Raw genomic sequence first — 19,357 nt, 5'->3', positions numbered from 1 at the left:
TGAGGAGCATCGAGATTCAGTAACATGTATCGTTGCCTATCTCGATTGCTCTCACAGCGCATAATAAAAGCCCTCCACAGTGTGGAAGGCAAAATTCTAAACGTTTGGAATAATAAAAGAAGTATCAGTTAAAAATGTTGATCTGAATTAAGAAACAATTTAGTTAGTAGTATTTTGTTCTAATAGCTTCTGATTTTCAACTGCCTTTAATTTCCCTTCTTTTTTATCTAAAACAAATAAATCCTCAGCCTTAATATTTGAAGATTTTTGTTGTACTGTCTTTATGATTTCCTTAGACGAGCATTCTACTTCTTCTAAAAAGTCGCTAAGAAATCTTCTTTGATATTCTGCTGTTTCCTTATAAGCTTTTGCTAATTCATAATACTGCAATTTTTCTTTAGAATCGTCTGTCGATTCTGCAGCCTTTTCAGCGTTTCTAGCATTTTTCATAGCCTCTTCCATTTTATAAATACTTCTATTTCTCGCTTGTGCTTTTAACGATTCAAAAGCAAATTTTAAAATTTCTTGACCAAAATTTATAATAACAAATTTAACTACTGGCCACCCTAGTTTTACAAACCATTCTATTACTTTCTTTTTCAATTCACTCTCTCCCTTCTATCTAATTATAAAACAAAAGGGAAAGTTTTCCTTCTACTTTTCCAATAAAAATAACGTTAAGCCTACGCTTGCGTCTCTGGTTGAATAGCTGTAACTGGTAATACACCCACAATGACGTGCTTATTAATAATAGCTCCACCAATATTAACGAAGTTTACTTTTTGGTCATTTAATGTTGCCGTAAATACCGCAGCATCAAACTCTGCATTAGTTAAATTTATTGCTTTACCGTTGTTTAGTTGTACTTGATAATCCATTCTATCAATCTCCTTTTATTATGTTAGATTCACATAGCCTACATCAGAACCATTCATACGCACATATAAACGCCTTGCAGCAGGACTATATGCAATACCTAAACCTGCTGTATGTGCTAGGGCAAATTCATAGTGCCAGAAGCCGTTCAGTTTATTAGCGTTACCTACCGTAATGTTGCTGTAATTTGATGACGACATCCCACCAAAATCAATATTCCCCCCTCCAAAAATACTACCGAAGCTTATATTGCTAGCATTCAAATGTACTTGTTGAGTATCCCAAATCGACAACCCTGAACCTACACTTGATGAGATGGACGCCATAGATTCGGTAAACTGAATAGCTCCGCCTGATCCTTGGATATTCAAGCGATTACCTATACTCATTTGCTGTTGGATGTTGATATTACCCGCATGGATATTACCTAAATTCCCGTTTATATCTGAAAGTGCATATATCTCACCAACAAACTTTATCTTACTTGCTTTGATAAGCACTTCTGATGCCGTTTGATTTATCAGCGAAGATATAGTGTTTCCGTTATAGTCTGTGACTGAAACCTTCTGCGTAATTTGGTGAGCCTGTTGAGTAATAGATGATTCAGCACTAGCTACTCTTGTGTCTATCCCATGTAATTGAGTCGCTTGAGCAGTTACTGTAGATTGTATTTGATCGGCTCGTATGTTAATAGCAGCCATCTCATTAGTAATTCGATTATTCACCGATAGACTAATCTGGTCTGCTTTTACGTCGATAGCTGCTATTGATTTATTGAGTTGCTCTACCTCTATCGTTATACGGCTATCCGTTTGTGTGATGGACGACCTAAATTCCTTTTTATTTTCCTCAATTACTTCTTCCAGCTCTTCTTTTGTATCTTCAATAAGCTCTTCTGTATCAACTTCGTTATCTGACATTGTACGAGGTAAAGAGTTGCCTAGTGTAACCGCAATTGTCTTTAGTTCATCTGAAAGCTCGTCTACTATACAAATTCGTTTAAGTATTCGAGTTTGTAACTCTAACTCCTCAATTGGCTCGTAAATCAACCATACCTTCTCACCTAATGCCTTATCCAACAATTCAATTGTATCCAATTCAAACGACACTTCTGGATAGTCAATAAGTGAATCCTTAGCCTTTTTCAACAGGTTATCTGCCACTGTAAAACGTTCATCACTTATCGGATCAGCAACACGAATCCCCCATATTGTGTGATTAGGTGAAGTATAGGTAACGGTTAAATCTTCCTTACCGGTGGCTGTGATTTTTGTTCTAAGATGATTCGTATCGACCTTACGGCTAAGGGCTTTAATGTTATGGCCGTATCGATATTGTGCGCCATTATCAGGACCAAGTGATTTACTAAAGTGAACTCGGTTATTAGGTAATATCTCAAACTCACAATTAAAGGCATCACAGATTTGATTCGCACATTGGATAATATTTTTGGAGCCAAATTTATCGATGGTTTCAGTTTCCGTGAAATCACAGGTCGCTATCCAACCACTACCGGTAAATAAGTAATTCACAAATTCCTGACTACTATGAGTGCCTCCAAAGGTTTTATCTTTAAACTGATAAGCTAAATCAAAAAAAGTTGAGATGGCAAGAATAGTTTTGCGCCCCAGCTTATCATCAATTATTTGTTTTACTCGAAAATCATAATTAGCAGCCGTAACAATTGACTCTTCTTGAAGAAGGTTAAATCCAGCCTCGTTATTAATTTTATTGACTGTAAATTCAAGCGTTAAATTACCTTGTGTATCTTGCTCGAATACCGGTGCAGATGTTGTGAAAAAAGGCTCTGTCTGATTACCTGCGAAGTTTGTAACGATTAACATCTCATAATTTCACATCCTTCCAAGCATTAAAAGAGGCACCCCCATTGTTGAGAGTGCCTTTATCATTATAAATAAATTACTGATTATTTCTATTCATGCTTTCCTGGCAGTTTTCATAGTCATTCCAACCAGTTAAAAAAATAGCTATTGCTACTAATATATACCCTAACATTGCAAATATAGCAAAGTATAAAAAGTGATTATAAATGATTAACATTATAAATGATATAACCACTGAAACTAACAGTAATATTAGTAGAATTATAATAGCTATTTTTAAAGAATAGTATTTTACTAATTTGCCATATAATTTTTTCCCTTGTTCAGTCTGTTTTACCTCTCTAAATATTTCTAAATTATCTAGAGTAGTCACAACTTTATTTCTATCTCCATTACTAAGATAAAACCTCCCCCTATCTTCTGATATCTCAATCATCCATTTCTCACCCAGTTCTTTGATAAAATAATAATTCCTGTTACAATAATTTTTTATCAATACATTTAAGGGGTAAACCGCCAAAGTGATAATGGTTACAACTAAAAAATACAAAAATATAAAAAGGGTTATCGATTCATCTTTATTGCTTGGCCAAGTTTCATCTAAGTCTTTCATTTCAGTAAACATCGCCGTTGTAATAAGTAATGAGGACATCAAAATTAATATTGATGTTTCTATAAATTTTTTCCATGGTGTTTTAAAAAATCTATCCAATTCATGAGCCGTAAAAGCATTCACCACTACTTTTAAAATAGGTACCACAGCTCCAAACAATGTTAACATTGAAAGAATGTTTTTTATTAATTTTAAATCCATAATAATCCTCCTTTGATATATTATATCAAAAATAAGTATAGAGAATTATAAGTTAATTACTAAATTTCCTATTTAACAATAACATTAGTCTATCTAGCAGTACATAAAATTGTATAGGTCACCTTGGAACTATTAATGAGTCAATTGATTTTTAATTGCAACAATCATTTCATCTTCTGAAGCAACAAATGGTAACTCTTTCGCCATAAATCTAAACTGATGTTCGTCATTATCTACTAAAGCAATAATTCGTCTTGCATAATAATGTTCTTCTACAGCACGTGTTGGTTGCCCAATTACAGGATTTTTAAATTGGATTTTTGACTCTTTAAGTACGATATTCATAGTGATACCTCCTCAAATTCTGCTACTTCTGTGATTTCTTCTACCTCAAAAATATAAGTTTCTCCTAACCATGACTCTCCTATTTCACGTTCCACACCTTTAACATACCAATCTTGTACATTGTCATCGTTTCGAGTACCGATAACTAAAGCTTTATATTTCCCCACTTTTTCACAGGTAATAAGTAACTTATCACCAAGCACCTTACCAAAAGCTCTACCGAAGTGCTCGTCAGGATTAACCCACACATCAACATTTGTATTCAGATGCTCAAAGTAATCTGGCAATTGCACTTCTACAGTTTCACCATCCTTTTTTGCTTCAACAGTATAACGGTAAAGAGTATCACCTGTTGTAGGAGATTCTACTGCACCATGTCTGATGACGTGAGTATGTTTTTTATTAGGATGGGGATGAGGAATTTCAAAGTTTTTAGTACCAGAAACAGAAAGGTTGCCTGGTATTTTCCATTTATTTGTACTAGAAGAATTACTAGTGGGACCCCCCAAAACACCTTCAGTTGGGATCAACCCTGAACTACCGGCACCTATTGCTACACTGTTATCAGCTATTACAAAAACGTCTGCTCCTAAACCAATTGCGTTAGCTCCACTCACGTTAGCATTTTTTCCTATAGATATAACTCCTAATGATACATCTGCTTTTGCTCCATTTCCTAAAACAACTTGATATCCTATCAATTTGTCATTAACCTGTTTTACTGCATAGGATGAAGCCGCTGTAACTTGAACATGACTATCTACAGCATTGGAAAGATTTAGATTCGCGTACTTCCATCCGTTAAGATATCCCGGAATATTTGAAGGAGTGACACTCCAATTAACAACTCCATCAGCACCTCTTAGTCCAAGCCTTCTGAAAAAGTTATCTCTAGGATTGTTTTGATTCTCTGTACGCGCCTCTTGCCATATAGTTTTACCGTCAAGTGAAACCTCAACAGATATTAACCAATTTCCGTTAATTGGGACATTAAGTGTACCTACAGGAACAGAATAGATACCGTTTTCTACCAAGTTATTTAAATCCCCAGTAAACGATTTAGTAACAATTCCAGTTTTAATTTCATTCCAGTCCCCACCATCATTACACTCTAACTTATTGTTAAAGTAGCGCAAGTCATGAGCGCCATTTTCATTGGTAACACTATCAGCCGAATGTTCAGTAACTGCTGTTTGTAGATTAGAGACCTGTTGATTGATTTCTGTTAAGTCCGCTGGTGGTCCAGGAGGCCCCTCTGGACCTTGAGGGCCTTGCATACCTTTTAAGGATTCAATCCATTCTTCCATTGTCCCTATAAAACCATTTTCTACAGCGAGATCGTATGCTGACTTACCTTGTGGACCTTGAATAGGACCTACGTTCTTCCAAGTATTCGTGTTATCTTGCCATACATAGAGGTTACCTTCAATCATATAAGCGTCACCAGGAGCACCAACAGGCGGTAAATCTGTTTCACTTGGTAAACTGCCTATGATTGTGACCCCTGTACCGTCTTTACCTGGTGGCCCTTGTAATCCTGTGTTGCCTGGTGCTCCTTTTTCAGCAAATAGTGACCAATATGCGTTCGATTGAGTAGGAAGTGTAGGCGGAGTCTTTCCTAAGTTATCCTGTAAGGCAATGAACGTTGAACCGTTAAAGACGGCCAAATTATTTTTGTAAAACTGTGTAGTATCATTCCAAACGCCTTTTGAGCCTAAATTAGTAATGAGTGATCGCATTGAAGTTAGAGCTGTTTGAGCTTGTGTTGTTGCATCTAAGGCACCTTGTTTGGCTGTATTGGCTTCAGTTGTAGCCGTATTAGCATCAGTAATCGCCTTATTAACATCTACTAATGTTTGTGAAACCGTAGTAAGTGCGTCTTGTAAGGCTTTGTTATTGGCTTCTATTGCCTCTTGGGTTGCCGTATTGTTGGCATCTATCGCTTGCTGAACAGCTACATTTGCACCGTCTACAGCTTCATTTAAGCGTTGAATCAACTCATCGACTTCCGCACCACCAGCCAACACCTTGATTTGTTGTTGTAAATAAGAGTACCCAGAAATAATCCGTTGCCAGTTTTCGTTAATTTTCAACCGTTCTGTATTACTTATAGGGTTTTCTGTATTATGCAATTCTAAAGTCAATTCCTGCACATCCTTTCTATTTGTATAGGAATCTAAAATCAAATTCTATAGATTGAATCGTCCCGCCTGTCACAGAAAAAATATTGTTCCCTGGTGCAAGCGTTAGTAACTTTTTATTCGTATTCAAAATGGCATTCACTCCATTTTTATAAGAGTAAATGCCATTCAAAACGATTGTGTCAGATGCTGATAAAGCACCATTAAACCTAAATATTTCGCCAGTAGATACATTTTTAATTTCTAAGTAAGTCGATGTTGTTGCTTTAATGGTTATTTTCAATTCACTTTCGCGCGGATCAACTTTTACATTACCAAGATTCTTTACTGTGAAATCATTAGTTGTAAACTTGTACTGCAAATCCTCGTCCCACGTTAACCCTTGATTCCACTCCCACTTATTAACGTCCCATAACTTTAGCTCTTTAAGTGTTGCTGCGCTCTCACCGTACGGAAGCAAATAAGTTTCAAGTTCAACAGTGAAAAGCCCTGTGAGGCCTTTCTGTTCAATTATCGACATATCACTATTAATAACAAGGTATCGTTTCCCCTGTAGAAAAGCAACCTCACTAGGCTTAAAATCAAGCTCTTTACCCCAATCCTTACCAGGTAGCTCGAACTCATACATAGTGGATTGCTTTGTTGGTATTGCTTTATATAAATAATATGGTTCTAAATCTGTAAACAAATCAAACGCTCTATCCTGGAGTATTTCAAAGTCCGAATGGTCTTTTGCAATAAACATTAGTTGTAGCTGTATGCTACGAGTGCCGTGTTTGATTAACTCATTCACGGCACCGGCGCGTCTTTCGACATCGGCTACATCTCGTTTAATTTCAATCGGCGAAACCACAATGTCCTTTGTAATGAATCGTTCATTAGACAAGGTAATTTCAAGCCCACTACTTTTAACTATTTTCGCGTCCATTCATTCTCACCCTCTCATAGAACGTTTTAAATCTACTTTTCTTGCATTACTTTCATCGACGTAGCTAGATAACAAGCGACCATCAAGCTCAAGAGATAGGTTTTTATCTGCAATGATTCGAAGGAGCTGTATTACATTATCCAGCATCGATGAATCAAGAACAGATTCGCTTGTAATACTTGTGTTCTGTGCACTACTGATTGCACTTTTCACCGATAGTCCGTCTGTTATCACGCTTAAATCAGCCCTTGCTGCTTCTGCTAATTGGGATGCTGCAAGCTTAATTTCTGCTTTTGTAGCAGCTAAACTTGAACTTATATCAGGAACAGCATTAGCTGCCATAATGGATGCAGCTTTTGTTACTACTTTTGCGCTACCTTTAATCCCTTTTGCAAGACCTGGTGGAATCCACTTACCGACGGCCATCATGATACGAGAAGGCGATTTAATACCTAAAGCTTTTCGTGTTGTTTTTTCAATCTCTGATGCCATTGCTTTTACTTCGGCCATCATATCAGGAATTTGAGATTTCATACCGTTACGCAAGCCCTGAATAACATTTTCACCGATTTGCTTCATAGATGCGGTCATCGCATTAAATTCACCAGTAGTGCCTGTTTTAATGGATTTAATTTGATTCAACCATTCATTTTTATAAGTTTCGAGCTGCTTCTTCGTATCATTTTTAAGCGTTTCAATCTGTTTGTTTGTATCTTCTCTCAAACCGACTAATTCTGATTCAGCTTGACTTCTAGCAAGAGCTGTTTTCGTTTTCCATAAGTCGTTATAATAAGACAATTCCGTAGCTGTCATACTATTTAAAGCTTCGATTTCAGCGTAAGCGTTTGGTCCCATTGCCTGTAATTCTGCAAGTAACCCCTTATCTATACCTTTGCCTGCAAGCGCTTGAATATCTCTTGCCCAGTTACCCATAACAGCCACTTGATCTTGTAAATTCTTAGTGAGCTGTTGACTTGTAACCTGTGCCTTTTCACCAATCTCATCAAATAAGTTTTTGAATGAGTAAATACTATTAGCTCGATTATTAACAGCATCTTCATACGCTTTTTCGAGTTCTTTGATACCATCTACTTCTTTTTGCTTCGCCTCGTTAAATTTAGTAATGTACTCATCGTTAAGGGACGTTAGTTTTTCATGAATGGCTTGTTTCGTTTCAGCAATTTTATCTTCATAGTAAACTCGCTCTTCACTGCCAACTTTGTATTGTTTCAAGTATTTTTGATAAGCAGCAAGTTCTTGCGTAAGAGACATTTGATTGTATTTCTTCTTACGATCAATGTAATCTTTCTCTTTATCAAACTTTTCTTTAGTCAGTTCAGACATTGCTTTATTGTAATTAATTTGAGCTTCAATACGCTCGTCTGTACCTTCTTTAAATGCAGTAGCCGCATACTGCCAATACTCGGCCAGTTGCTTAGTTGACCACTTCTCTAATCCTACTTGCTTGTCCGCGAAATCTTTTAGGGCGTCAAACGTCTCTTTTTGTGACTTAGACTTCACCTTTGAAATAGCTTGTGCCTCTGCTTTAGCAAGCTTTTCTCTACTCGCTTTTGCGTCCTCTTGAATCTTCGTGATTTGACGCTCTTGTGCAGCAGTAAGCTTCTTCCCTTTATCAGCAGCTTTCGCTTTGATTTCTTTAATTTGAGCATCAGCCTTTTTAGTTGCTTCAGCGCGTTTTGCTTCATAATCCTTTTGAATAGCAAGAACTTCTTTATTGGATTCTTTCAGTGAAGTACTAACTACTTTTTGCGTTTGTTGCACCATGTCTTTTGTGATGGATAGAGACTTACTGAAATCAGGAATGGCTTTATTAGTCATTTTGTTGACTGCATTTTTTACTACGCTAGTCGTGCTCTCAATCCCTTTAGCAACACCAATCGGAATCCATTTAGCAATTGCAATCATGACCCTTGATGGTGAATGAATCCCTAATGCTTCTTTTACCCATTTAGGTATTTTATCTGTTAACGAGCTTAGAGCAGTAGCAACGGCACCGAATGAATCTGTAATTCCTTTGATTAAACCATTTATAATGTCTTTACCGATCTTTAATAAGTTGATACCTTCCAAGAATGTTTTAGCAGCATTCCATCTTGTTTCAATGGCTGATTTAACGCCATTCATTACTGTTTCGACAGTAGTTTTAATACTGTTCCAAACTGTCGTAATGGTTGTTTTTATACCGTTAACTACTGTAGTTACAACGGATTTAATCGCATTCCAAATAGAAGTAACGACGCTTTTAATGCCATTTAACACGCTAGAAATCACACTTTTTATAGCATTCCAGACCGTTGAAACAGTACTTCTAATATTGTTAAGGACTGATGTTATTACACTCTTGATGCCATTCCAAATAGTTGTGGCAACTGACTTGATAGCATTCAAGACAGTGGTTATCACTGATTTAATTCCATTCCAAATTGTTGTGGTTGTGGTCTTAATACCATTTAACACAGTTGAAATGGTTGTTTTTATTCCATTAAAAATCGTTGTTACAACTGTTTTAATTGCATTAAGTGTATTTGTAAAAATGCCCTTAATTACATTCCAAACAGTTTGTACAATCGTTTTAGCTGTACTTCCAAATGCTTTTAGTGGACCAAGTAACTTACCTACAAAGTAAAGATTGATTACTCCCCAAACAGCCTGTAATGCCCCGCCTAAAATTTGTTTAATGCCCTCCCAAACACCTTGCCAGTCACCTCTAAATAGTGAGCTGAACGTTTTAATGATTCCTAAAATGACATCGATGGCACCTTGGATAACATTTTTAATCGCTCCCCAAGTCGATACAATTAAAGCTTTAACAACAGGCCATATAAACTGCATGATTGCCCCGATTGCAGACATCACAGTCGTTACAACCTTTCCGATTACATTCCATATAGTAGAAGCCGTAGACATAATACTCTCTTGGTTTTCAGCCCAGAAAGAAGTAATTTGAGACCATACTGACATGATTAAATCCTTCACTGCGGTTACTGCAATGGAAATTCCAGTTTTAATCGCTTCCCACACTGTTTGAACCTGACTACGGAATTTTTCATTTGTGCGATACAACCCTACAAATATTGCGATTAAAGCAGCTATGGCTGCAATAACTAAACCAACTGGATTAGTAATAAGCCCTAGCGCTGATCCTAATTTCGGTAAAACGGATGCGCTGATTCGTGCAAGGGTTCCACTAAAGTTAGTAAATAAAGGTTTGATAAATTTAAAAGCTTTACCAAGCCCACTAGTCATAGCGGTACCCAAACCTTTAAATAAGGTTCCAAATGCAATGATGTTAGGAACAACAGCTAATAAAATTCCGCCAAACGAAATAAGCCCTGCTATGATGATTCCTATTGATCGATTATTTTCCATCAAACTATTAGCAAAATCAAAAAACTTATTTGCAATATTTATAATGGCCGCACCAAGAGGAGCCATTCCAATGCCTAAGTTCACGAGGAACGTAATTAAGTTGCCGATTAACTTCATGACACTAGGGGCTGTTTGTTGTACATAAGCTATAAACTGTTGGAATCCTTGATTTTGACTTAAAGTTGCTGACCACTCTTTAAATCGAGCCATCATTGACACAAGCCCATCCATCATGCCTGAAGATGATCCGGCAAAAGCGCTAAAGAAATACACAACTCCAGCTATCGCATCTCGGAAGATAGCACGAATCTTTGGCATGTTTGTATTCACGTAGTCCATGAATGTCTGGAATTTTGCACTACTGCTTAATCCATTTGACCACTCGGCAAAACGTGCTGTCATTGCCTCGAAGCCTTTAGCTGTACTTGCACTTAAAGGAGCAAATGCAGTAAGCATGGATAACAAGCCTTTAAAGATATTTCCGAATGAACGGCCAAACGTCTCCAACATAGGAGCTCCACTAGTATTTAGATATTCTAAAAACTTCTGTATAGGTGGTGATTCAATAGCTGTATTTAGCTGGGCCATTAAGTTAGCTACTGCTTGTGCACTTGAAATAAATAACGGTCTTAATTTATTCAAAATCGTATCTGTTGCTTGCATCGCACTTGTAAATGCTTTTAAGACTGGTGTTTCAGTCTCTTTTACAAGAGAACGATAGGTTCCCTTCACGCTTTCAAACGTGTTCCACGCCTTCTTCTGTAATGCTGTGAATGGTGGACCCGTCTCATTAAATAGATTTTTGATTGTTGGGATTGCTACTGCACCGAACGCAACTGCTGCGGCACCTGCTGCAGCAAATGCACCGGCTAATGCAAATGTAGAGCCAGCGACAGTACCAATCATTGGACCTAAATTTGCAATAGCAACAGCAATGTTAGCTAATATAGGTGCTATTGCAGGAAAGACGGCCATAAGTGTGCCCATTAAGGTGTGTTGCATTAACTCACCAAAAGCGCGAATATTCGTTGCAATCCGGTTTATTTTATTCTGAAACTCTTGTATTCGAGCTTCAATCCTGATGACGACCCGTTCACGAATTAAAGATGCAATACGCGCTCGAATTTCAGCCATACGACGATTAAATTGACTAATATCTGCGCCAATATCTACACGTACATCGTTTGCAGTAGTACGAATAGTATTTTGTACTTGGCGCATACGTGCCATAAACTCTGTAATACGAGCGCCAATTCGAGCTGAAAAGTTAGCGTTCATCTGCATCATCCCTTCATGTTTAATTTTTCTGCCCAAGCCTTCATATCAGCCTGTGCTTTCTTGTAAAGTGTCGTGTCCATTTTCTTAGATTCCTTCCAGTCTTTATCACCTTCTAGGATTCTCTTTCTAGCTTTATCAGCATCGAATAAATCAGTTAGCTTCAAACGTTTCTCGTTATCAGCTTTGCGGATATACATTGCTTGAATCGCTAGATTTTCATAGTCACTCACCATCTTCATTTGTGCACCTTTTAAAAAGGCTTTGTACTCGTTTGGTGTCCACGACATAATTAAATCCACATCATGAACACCTAAGTACTCAGCAGCGTTTGTTAAGACATCTAGCCATTCTAGTCCGTCAACTCTGTTTCCTCGTCCAATAGCTCTGCTTTCGCGTCCAGCATAATCTGCGCACCCTTCGCGTTCTCCGCCTTCTCTTCGTCGGTTTTGACCATCGTTTTGAATAGCTCTAAGTTCTTCCAAAACGTCTTCGCATCTTTTTTGAAAAAACCCGATTCATTAATCACACGAAACGCCTCTTTAAATAGCTCTGTTGTGTCCCCATCTTTTTCAATTCGCTCCTCTAATGCTGTCTCAATATCAGCAATTGAAGGACGCCCTTTTGTTCCTAAATGAGCTAATCCGCAATCCCAAAATGCTTTTAAAGCATCCAAATCAAATTGCAACAGCCCTATATAGATAGCACTAAACCCACCTAATTCATTGCCTTCTGTATCCGTTTGGTTGTAATTTTTATCTGCTAAGTTTTTAAATGCGAAGCCAAATTTTGCTTCTTCCTGTTTATCTTTAATTGTTAATGTAGCCATGTTATATAGCCCTCCCGTTAATTAAGTCAAAAAGAAAAGAGCGCATTTAGCGCCCTTAAAATTAGGCTGTTACTGTTACTGCAACCGTTGCTGTTTTTGCTCCACTTACCGTTGTGACAGTCACCGTTGAGGTACCTGCTGTTAACCCTGTTACAAGACCTGTAGGCGATACTTTCGCAACTGTAGTGTCACTAGATGTGAATGTTACATTTTGGTTTGATGCATTATCTGGAGCAACCACCACACTTAATTGTTTGGTAGCATTGACTGCAATCGAAGTTGTTGCAGGTGTTACTGTCACACTTGATACAGGCACAGAATCATCTTGACTTTTACCGAATTCGCCTGTTTTCTCTCCTGGTGCTTCGAAGCCGTATGTTGCAAACTCAATCACCGAGTTAGGTAGTTTAGGCAATTGACCTGTTTTCGACTCTCCAATGACCTGTAAAGTACCTGATACCTCTTGGAAGTTATCACCTGGATTTGATTTCTCAACAGATTCAACTAGCGTGTAAGCAAAGATTGAATCATGCACATCCTCACCAGCATCATTTTTGACCGTATTTAAATCAACTTCCCAAACTTTTAATTGCACCTTATTACGGATTGCATCCAAGATTGCTTTTTGACCAGGATCCGTTTTGTCACCAAACATAGTTACTTCAAATGATTCACTAGATTGGCCGTAAGCCACAATACGACCAAATTTCGTTTGTTCATCTACTAATTCATTTTCCATCGAGTGGCTATTTTCTGTTAGATGCCCAATAAGGTAGCCATCTTCACCTAATGCATTTGTAGCAAGTTGTACAAGTAAAACTGTATCTTTACCGTTTTGCATGTGTATTTTCCCTCCTAAAATAAAAACAGCCCCGCATTAGGACTGTTAAATGTTCTGTATTTTATATTGCAGGACTAAGATGCCATGCTTTACACCTGGGCTATTGTCATCAATAACACGAGATTCACGTCTTTTGACACTTAATACCCTCGCATTTTGAATCATGTAATTTCGCGCCATTAAAGCTTTCTGTGAAGCTGATAGCATCTCATAAACCTTACGTTTACCACTGTAGTCGTCGTTATCCATCCACCAAGCATGAATCGTAAACGTAATCGTCTCGATATTACTTGTCTTAGTATCAAATGGGCTTGAGTAGGGTTCTGAAATTGTTACATAAGGATAAGGCGTATTTTCGTCTACTGCATCATATACACCTGAATCTTCATCACTTTTCTTAGTAATTGTTGTAAGTGCTTCACAAGCAGTTAGCTTTTGAAAAATGACTTTTTGAAGCTCAAAGAAAGGCAAGGCGTAGTAATTACTCATAAGCCCAATCGCCTCATTTCTGTATTAAAATACTCTTGTCCGGCATCGACAGCAGGTACCCAGAAAGGTTGAGCTTTCATCCCTTCTGTGGTTACATAACGGCCTAGTTTTAAACTGTAGTAAGTCCAAGGTGTTCTACGGCCATTTCCGTTTTCAGCGTAAATGCCAGTGCCATACTCTACGTAAATTGCATAATGTGCACCAACAGTAACTACCGCGTTGTATTTACCTAACATCTTCATTTCGATAGAGTCTTTCAAGCTTCCATCATCAAAAGGAGCAAGTGCCTTTGCTTCTGATTGAATAAGCCTTGCTGTTTCATAAACGATGTCTGAAATCTTATCTAGTAATCCTTCTTCAAAACGTTGCGCTGCTCTTAATAGTTGACGTCCACTGAATGTGATTTTAGCCACTAGGTAGTCACCAACTTTAAAGCCACACGCATCTTTTCATGTTGGCCACCTTGATCTTCAGGACGTCCAGCAAATTCGTATATTTCACCTTCATAACGCAATCGCATAGCTGATGTTAAATCTGTTCGATACGGATAATACATGTACCGTTGTAATGGATTACCAAGTTGTTGTGCATAATACTGCTCTTTGCTTGTTGGTGTATCTACAAATGCCTCAATGGTATCTACTGGCACCCAATCTGTTTTATGATCTCCTGCACCAACAGAAACTTTTTTCTTTTCAACTACTTCAACTTCATGAGGAAATTCATCGTACATACTACCACCTCAGCTTTCTATAAGGCTTTAACGGCTTATAGACAGTTGCTGGTATCTCATCGGTGTAAGAATAAGCAACCGTACCCATTGAACGACTAACAAGCCCTATTTTTAATTCAAAGAACTGACAAGCTTTCGCTATAAACAGTTTCATGGCACTCTGTTTTTGCCTGTGAGCATCCTCAGACATATCAAATATGTTATTAGTCCATGAACAGCCAACATCGTATAAAACAGGTGCTAGTGCTGTGTAATGTTCTATACGTTTGGCGGTAGCTTTTTCACCGTTTAGAATAATTATTCCGTTGATTTCGTCACTTGTCGGCTTCCACATCATTTTTCACCTTCTTAGGTGCTCGTTTTGTTTGAGTCTTTGCTTTTTCTTCCTCTAGCTGTCTTGCTTTTGCAAGCTCACGCCTACGTCTTTGATAAGCTGTAGCACTCATACCATCACCCCTTTACTCAAAAATAAGAGGGGATGCCCCTCTTGGATTAACCTAATGTAATTAATGCAACCATACGAATGTCTTTATCTTCATAGACTTTCGACCAGTTAGCAGCTAACTCTAATTCTGTATTTAATGGCGCAGTTCCAGTTACAGTAGCATTTGTAAATTTAATACCGCGTGGGTGTAACACAAAGTGTTTACGATTGATAAGAATATCTTCACCGGCTAACTTGTCACGATCCGTTTCTGTTGGTACTTCTGGTGAACCTTCTGCGTAACCAATAGCACCAGCACCAAATAAATACGTCGTATACTTCGTATTTGGCCCCGTTCCTTCTGTTGGTACACCATCATCAATAATGATTCGTTTGCCTAAGTAAGCTTTATAAAGTACATTGCCGTTAGCATCTCGTACATCTTCCAGTAACCCTTGTTTCACAAGGTTGAAATACGGAACGCTATGCATAACTAAACCTGTTAAGACTTCGTGTGCATCCCCTAACTTAGACATCGTATCAACGATTGATGCGCCTGAAATCTTCGCTGCTTCACCGGTGCCACCTGTAATGTCATTGACGTGGGTAGATGCAATAGTAGTGAAAGAACCTTTCAAAGTTGAGATTAATGCAGCTTGCATACGACGATTCCAATAACTGGCTACTAAATCACCAATTGCTTTCATTGGATCATCACCTGATAATGTGCGAGATAAATCTGTTGCTGACCATGCTTTACCACGGAACAATTGAGTAGCCATGTCTTGATCCGAAGTAATCTTGTCAGGAGTTAATGCCCAACCTGATTTATCCTCTAGTGATTCATCATCACCACTTAAATCATTCCAATAAGGCATGTTAAAGTAGCGATTCCCTTTACCTAAACCATCCTTCAATTCTGCCACCGGTGCCACAATACCTGATTGGTAAAGTGCTGATAATTCATTTGTACGTAGTACCGTGTAAGGATTAAATACCTCTGGCACGATAACATCTGCAATGCGTGTTGTCATAAACTATTTCCTCCTACTGCCCTGCTAAGGCTTGTAATTGTTTTGCTTTTTCAGGCTCTTCACGGAATAAGCGACCTTGCTCTGTAAGATTCCAATAATCTTTACTAAATGGGTTCTTTACTGGCGGTGTACCTGGTGGGTTTGGTGGTGTTCTACCTGCTAATCCATCAGGTGTAAATAAGTAGTCATCAGATGCTTTTAATGCTGTAAGTTGTTCGTCAAGTCCAAGTAATTTATCACCATCTAACTTTATAGCTTCTAAATTCAGATTCGCTCGAACAGCCTTAACATTTTTCGCCTTTGCATCACGCAACGCGCTATCTAATGCATGCTCAAAATCACGTTTTTGTAGCTCGGCTTCATGTTCTGCTTTTGTAGTTGCATTTTCTTGCTGTAAACGAGTGATTTCAGTTTGTAACTCTTCATTGCCTGCTGCCTTTGTCTGTAAAGTTTTTAACTGTGTATCACGTTCAGCAATAGTATCATTTGCTGTTTTAAGTTCCTGTATTTTGTCATCCAAACGCGATTTCGGCACCATCTGACCATAACCTTCAATTACTTTATCTGCTTGTTCTTCACTTAAACCTAATGCAATTAAATCTTCTTTTTTCATGTGTTTATCCTCCTATTTCGCATTATCGTAGTACGCACGATAGGGTATCGCTTTGAATCTTTAACGTCTGCAAACGCCAAAAAGACGGGACTTAGGCATAATAAAAAGCCGTATTTCTACGACTGATCAAGTTCCATATAAACTACCGAATCGGCAGGTGCAGAGAAGATAATTGTATTTGAATAATCGTAAAGCTTATAAATACCATCAATTATTTCTACGTCTTTCACTCCTGCTACTCGGCGATTGCTAACTTTATCACCGCAAGCTACTACAATTAAATAAACCAATAAATGTTACCCCTCTCCGCTAAATTTCTTTTTCCACTCGTTATAACTTACATAAGGCATCGTCACACTAGGCGGTTTAACTTCTTTGTAGGCTTTGTTAAACGCTTTTTTATACGTTAATCCTAAGTCCTCCATGTAAGCATCAATACGAGCTGCTAATTTCTTTTGGTACGTGTCATCCATAAAGTCTTTGCCCCGCCTGTACTCTGGTAACTTTCCGTTCACCATGAAAATCGTCTGACAACGACACTGAATATCCATTGATGCAATGCCCCACAAACGCGGGCCTTTCGCTTTCCACCCTAAACTTGGTGCTTTATCTTGCAAATGTTCTGGTTTATGGTCGCTACCTCCCATTCCGTTATAGTGGAAGTATCCGTCTTTATCAGCTTTCTGACCATCTAACACCCTATGAGACTTACGAACCCTTGTATCTAGTGAGGACATCCATATCTTTGTTAGTCGCGCTGTTTTACTTCCTTGTTCTTCTACAGCCAAATCTGCTTGTGACCTTACTCGGCCACCCTCTGTACGAGCAACAAGGATTGCTTTTTTCCTTGTCCAGCCCATAGCATTTTCAATCCTTATAGCCATGTCTGTGTAGCTTTCACCAGCTTGTAAACTCTGTGCAATTTCGATGTTTAAACGCCTGATGATGTCGTTCCTATGTGTTTCAAATATCTTAGGTAAACTTAAAAATTCAACTGGATTATCAAGCGCTGCCTGAATCACTTCAACTGATGGTATTTTAAAGCCCATTTCTTCACCTGTAGATTGCTGCAATAAATATGCCATCATTAAATATTTCTCAATGTAAAGCCTTTCCTCTGATGCTCGTAGTAGCTTGATAATCTCTTTGTAATCAGCATTCAACTGGTGAGCTATTAACTTCATTTCTTGATTGAAACGATTGTACTTATTAACATCAGTCCAAGTAGCTTGACCGTTCTTACCAAACTTGCGATGCATCTCTAACATTTGAGCAAGTATCGACTTTAAACGCTTGCTAAAAACCACTTCAATGTCTTTCTCAGCCTTCGATTCCAACTCATCTAGGATTTTATTAATTTCTTGTTGATTCATGTTTCATCCTCTGCATCTTCATCCAATGGCTCTAAATCTTTACCATACAATCTCTCTTCACGTGCCATTCGTTCTTCTTCTTGAGCAGCATCTTTCACCCAAGGATGATTTTCACGAATTGTTGCCTTTGAAATGATACCATCACTATCCCGCGCCATTTGAATGATTTCAGCTTCGTTAGTTAGAAGAAGTTTATTAAAAGTAAATGTCACGTCACGAGAATCAAATTGACCCTTCTTAGCAAGCTCACAATATGTTTGAATGAACCACATAAATTCACGCAATGACAATGTAGCTTTACGTTCAAACATTGATGCTTTCATATCGAGCAATGAATATAAATTTTCTAAAGCTACACCTGAAGGAGCGTTACCAATGATATCTGGTGAAGGGTTAACCCCTTGCCCGAACATAAAGACGTTCTCTTTCAGCGTATCGCTTTGAGTCTTATATGCTTCAACTGGCACTTCTGCACGAATTGTATCAATTCCACCGTTATCATCTAAATTGACTGCTTTGTAACGTTTGAGGTTTAGCATAAATTCTGCCAAAGACTCACCTTCATACCCTCGTAAAGCAAAAATAAGTGCCTGCATATCCAGTAGCGTGTTTTGTGCATCTGACACAAGCAAGTCGTAATTATCAACAATCTCTTTATAAAAATGCAGATCACTTAATTCCTCATCGTTGTTCGAAAAACAAATAAACGGAACCTTTCCCCAACCCATACCTGAAACACCTTCAGCATCAGTAAAATGCGGAGCTGGATTCACTTCAATATTTGCATCCAATGTTAATTCACCATTAATCATTTCGTAATAAGTAACATTTTCATCATCATATACTTCGAATTTAATGATTTTGTCACTCAATGGATAAAATCGAATCCCAACTATTAACCTCTTGCGTTTACTGTAGTCATAAATAGGAATAAAGTTTTCAGCAGGCACAACCATGTAATCGAAATCACCATCTTCATTCACAAACACATGCAGCCATTCTTTGCCCTTATTACTAGCGCCTTTGACAATCTCTGTGATTGTATCTTCCCACTGCTCACCAATGATTTCCTCTAGTAATTTTAGCTGTTGTTTATTATCGCTTTTACTACCAAACACCATTGGCTCTCCTACTAGGTAGGCAACCTTCTGGTCTACTAAAATTTTATGAAAGCCTGAAGGGATTTTAGAGTTTATTGCATCCTCATCAACTACTTTCTTTTCGTCCTGATATGTGTAAATATTCCGTTTGTTAATGTCATTATTGACTTGATAATACTTCACACCTTCAACCATCTTAGACGTATCAAAGTTATCGTAAAGCTCTTTGATTTCATCTGGGGTTTTAGGAGCATTATTGTTGATATGCTCATTTAACTCTTCTGTATGTGTTTTTTGAAACATTGTTT

Annotated in this window: 21 protein-coding genes; all 21 read right to left on the bottom strand. The window is 37.9% G+C overall.

What is annotated here, in order from left to right:
- Positions 1–159: 159 nt before the first annotated feature.
- Complete coding sequence (locus tag MKY08_RS09550) at positions 160–603, bottom strand: hypothetical protein (RefSeq protein WP_069511238.1); 444 nt, start codon at positions 601–603, stop codon at positions 160–162.
- Positions 604–683: 80 nt separating this feature from the next.
- A complete protein-coding gene (locus tag MKY08_RS09545; protein WP_069511240.1) occupies positions 684–878 on the bottom strand; it encodes a hypothetical protein in 195 nt (64 codons plus the stop codon).
- An 18-nt stretch (positions 879–896) separates the two neighbouring features.
- Positions 897–2,720: a phage tail protein gene (locus MKY08_RS09540; protein WP_069511242.1), complete on the bottom strand. Its 1,824-nt coding sequence runs from the start codon at positions 2,718–2,720 to the stop codon at positions 897–899.
- A 76-nt stretch (positions 2,721–2,796) separates the two neighbouring features.
- Positions 2,797–3,534 (bottom strand): hypothetical protein, encoded by a 738-nt coding sequence (locus MKY08_RS09535; RefSeq protein WP_069511244.1) that lies wholly within the window; start codon positions 3,532–3,534, stop codon positions 2,797–2,799.
- A gap of 132 nt (positions 3,535–3,666) precedes the next feature.
- Entirely contained in the window at positions 3,667–3,879 is a 213-nt protein-coding gene (locus MKY08_RS09530; protein ID WP_069511246.1) for a hypothetical protein, read from the bottom strand.
- Positions 3,876–6,032 carry a hypothetical protein gene (locus tag MKY08_RS09525; RefSeq protein WP_342534940.1) on the bottom strand — a complete coding sequence of 719 codons (2,157 nt, stop codon included), beginning with the start codon at positions 6,030–6,032 and terminating at the stop codon, positions 3,876–3,878. Before MKY08_RS09525 ends, MKY08_RS09530 begins: the two co-directional genes overlap by 4 nt.
- 7 nt (positions 6,033–6,039) lie before the next feature.
- Entirely contained in the window at positions 6,040–6,948 is a 909-nt protein-coding gene (locus MKY08_RS09520) for a phage tail domain-containing protein (protein WP_342534939.1), read from the bottom strand.
- 6 nt (positions 6,949–6,954) lie between these two features.
- Positions 6,955–11,616, bottom strand: a complete 4,662-nt coding sequence (locus tag MKY08_RS09515; RefSeq protein WP_342534938.1) for a hypothetical protein — start codon at positions 11,614–11,616, stop codon at positions 6,955–6,957.
- A gap of 5 nt (positions 11,617–11,621) precedes the next feature.
- The gene (locus MKY08_RS09510; protein WP_103976569.1) at positions 11,622–11,915 is read right to left on the bottom strand and encodes a hypothetical protein; all 294 of its coding nucleotides are present in this window, start codon (positions 11,913–11,915) and stop codon (positions 11,622–11,624) included.
- A gap of 50 nt (positions 11,916–11,965) precedes the next feature.
- On the bottom strand, positions 11,966–12,442 hold the full coding sequence (locus tag MKY08_RS09505; RefSeq protein ID WP_069512807.1) for a tail assembly chaperone: 477 nt from the start codon (positions 12,440–12,442) through the stop codon (positions 11,966–11,968).
- Positions 12,443–12,503: 61 nt separating this feature from the next.
- Positions 12,504–13,283 (bottom strand): phage major tail protein, TP901-1 family, encoded by a 780-nt coding sequence (locus MKY08_RS09500; protein WP_342534935.1) that lies wholly within the window; start codon positions 13,281–13,283, stop codon positions 12,504–12,506.
- A gap of 45 nt (positions 13,284–13,328) precedes the next feature.
- Positions 13,329–13,772, bottom strand: a complete 444-nt coding sequence (locus MKY08_RS09495) for a DUF3168 domain-containing protein (RefSeq protein WP_069513058.1) — start codon at positions 13,770–13,772, stop codon at positions 13,329–13,331.
- Entirely contained in the window at positions 13,769–14,185 is a 417-nt protein-coding gene (locus tag MKY08_RS09490) for an HK97-gp10 family putative phage morphogenesis protein (protein ID WP_069513059.1), read from the bottom strand. Before MKY08_RS09490 ends, MKY08_RS09495 begins: the two co-directional genes overlap by 4 nt.
- On the bottom strand, positions 14,185–14,505 hold the full coding sequence (locus MKY08_RS09485) for a phage head closure protein (protein ID WP_342534932.1): 321 nt from the start codon (positions 14,503–14,505) through the stop codon (positions 14,185–14,187). The genes MKY08_RS09490 and MKY08_RS09485 overlap by 1 nt, the downstream gene beginning before the upstream one ends.
- A gap of 1 nt (position 14,506) precedes the next feature.
- Complete coding sequence (locus MKY08_RS09480) at positions 14,507–14,842, bottom strand: hypothetical protein (protein ID WP_342534931.1); 336 nt, start codon at positions 14,840–14,842, stop codon at positions 14,507–14,509.
- Positions 14,820–14,951 (bottom strand): hypothetical protein, encoded by a 132-nt coding sequence (locus MKY08_RS09475; protein WP_342534930.1) that lies wholly within the window; start codon positions 14,949–14,951, stop codon positions 14,820–14,822. The genes MKY08_RS09480 and MKY08_RS09475 overlap by 23 nt, the downstream gene beginning before the upstream one ends.
- 46 nt (positions 14,952–14,997) lie before the next feature.
- Complete coding sequence (locus MKY08_RS09470) at positions 14,998–15,963, bottom strand: major capsid protein (protein WP_342534929.1); 966 nt, start codon at positions 15,961–15,963, stop codon at positions 14,998–15,000.
- A gap of 13 nt (positions 15,964–15,976) precedes the next feature.
- The gene (locus MKY08_RS09465) at positions 15,977–16,576 is read right to left on the bottom strand and encodes a phage scaffolding protein (RefSeq protein ID WP_069512799.1); all 600 of its coding nucleotides are present in this window, start codon (positions 16,574–16,576) and stop codon (positions 15,977–15,979) included.
- Positions 16,577–16,692: 116 nt separating this feature from the next.
- The gene (locus MKY08_RS09460) at positions 16,693–16,866 is read right to left on the bottom strand and encodes a hypothetical protein (RefSeq protein ID WP_176723216.1); all 174 of its coding nucleotides are present in this window, start codon (positions 16,864–16,866) and stop codon (positions 16,693–16,695) included.
- A gap of 6 nt (positions 16,867–16,872) precedes the next feature.
- On the bottom strand, positions 16,873–17,949 hold the full coding sequence (locus MKY08_RS09455) for a phage minor head protein (RefSeq protein WP_342534927.1): 1,077 nt from the start codon (positions 17,947–17,949) through the stop codon (positions 16,873–16,875).
- Positions 17,946–19,352: a phage portal protein gene (locus tag MKY08_RS09450; protein WP_342534925.1), complete on the bottom strand. Its 1,407-nt coding sequence runs from the start codon at positions 19,350–19,352 to the stop codon at positions 17,946–17,948. Before MKY08_RS09450 ends, MKY08_RS09455 begins: the two co-directional genes overlap by 4 nt.
- Between the last annotated feature and the right edge of the window lie 5 nt (positions 19,353–19,357).

This window comes from Lysinibacillus sp. FSL M8-0337, assembly GCF_038593855.1.
Classification (GTDB): domain Bacteria; phylum Bacillota; class Bacilli; order Bacillales_A; family Planococcaceae; genus Lysinibacillus; species Lysinibacillus sphaericus_D.
This window is presented reverse-complemented; position numbering and strand designations above follow the sequence as displayed.

Coding starts and splice junctions, on each gene's coding strand:
- MKY08_RS09505 (WP_069512807.1), bottom strand. CDS start 12,442: ATGGCTACATTAACAATTAAAGATAAACAGGAAGAAGCAAAATTTGGC.
- MKY08_RS09515 (WP_342534938.1), bottom strand. CDS start 11,616: ATGAACGCTAACTTTTCAGCTCGAATTGGCGCTCGTATTACAGAGTTT.
- MKY08_RS09545 (WP_069511240.1), bottom strand. CDS start 878: ATGGATTATCAAGTACAACTAAACAACGGTAAAGCAATAAATTTAACT.
- MKY08_RS09485 (WP_342534932.1), bottom strand. CDS start 14,505: ATGTACGATGAATTTCCTCATGAAGTTGAAGTAGTTGAAAAGAAAAAA.
- MKY08_RS09450 (WP_342534925.1), bottom strand. CDS start 19,352: ATGTTTCAAAAAACACATACAGAAGAGTTAAATGAGCATATCAACAAT.
- MKY08_RS09455 (WP_342534927.1), bottom strand. CDS start 17,949: ATGAATCAACAAGAAATTAATAAAATCCTAGATGAGTTGGAATCGAAG.
- MKY08_RS09470 (WP_342534929.1), bottom strand. CDS start 15,963: ATGACAACACGCATTGCAGATGTTATCGTGCCAGAGGTATTTAATCCT.
- MKY08_RS09495 (WP_069513058.1), bottom strand. CDS start 13,772: ATGAGTAATTACTACGCCTTGCCTTTCTTTGAGCTTCAAAAAGTCATT.
- MKY08_RS09480 (WP_342534931.1), bottom strand. CDS start 14,842: ATGATGTGGAAGCCGACAAGTGACGAAATCAACGGAATAATTATTCTA.
- MKY08_RS09465 (WP_069512799.1), bottom strand. CDS start 16,576: ATGAAAAAAGAAGATTTAATTGCATTAGGTTTAAGTGAAGAACAAGCA.
- MKY08_RS09540 (WP_069511242.1), bottom strand. CDS start 2,720: ATGTTAATCGTTACAAACTTCGCAGGTAATCAGACAGAGCCTTTTTTC.
- MKY08_RS09535 (WP_069511244.1), bottom strand. CDS start 3,534: ATGGATTTAAAATTAATAAAAAACATTCTTTCAATGTTAACATTGTTT.
- MKY08_RS09530 (WP_069511246.1), bottom strand. CDS start 3,879: ATGAATATCGTACTTAAAGAGTCAAAAATCCAATTTAAAAATCCTGTA.
- MKY08_RS09475 (WP_342534930.1), bottom strand. CDS start 14,951: ATGAGTGCTACAGCTTATCAAAGACGTAGGCGTGAGCTTGCAAAAGCA.
- MKY08_RS09520 (WP_342534939.1), bottom strand. CDS start 6,948: ATGGACGCGAAAATAGTTAAAAGTAGTGGGCTTGAAATTACCTTGTCT.
- MKY08_RS09500 (WP_342534935.1), bottom strand. CDS start 13,283: ATGCAAAACGGTAAAGATACAGTTTTACTTGTACAACTTGCTACAAAT.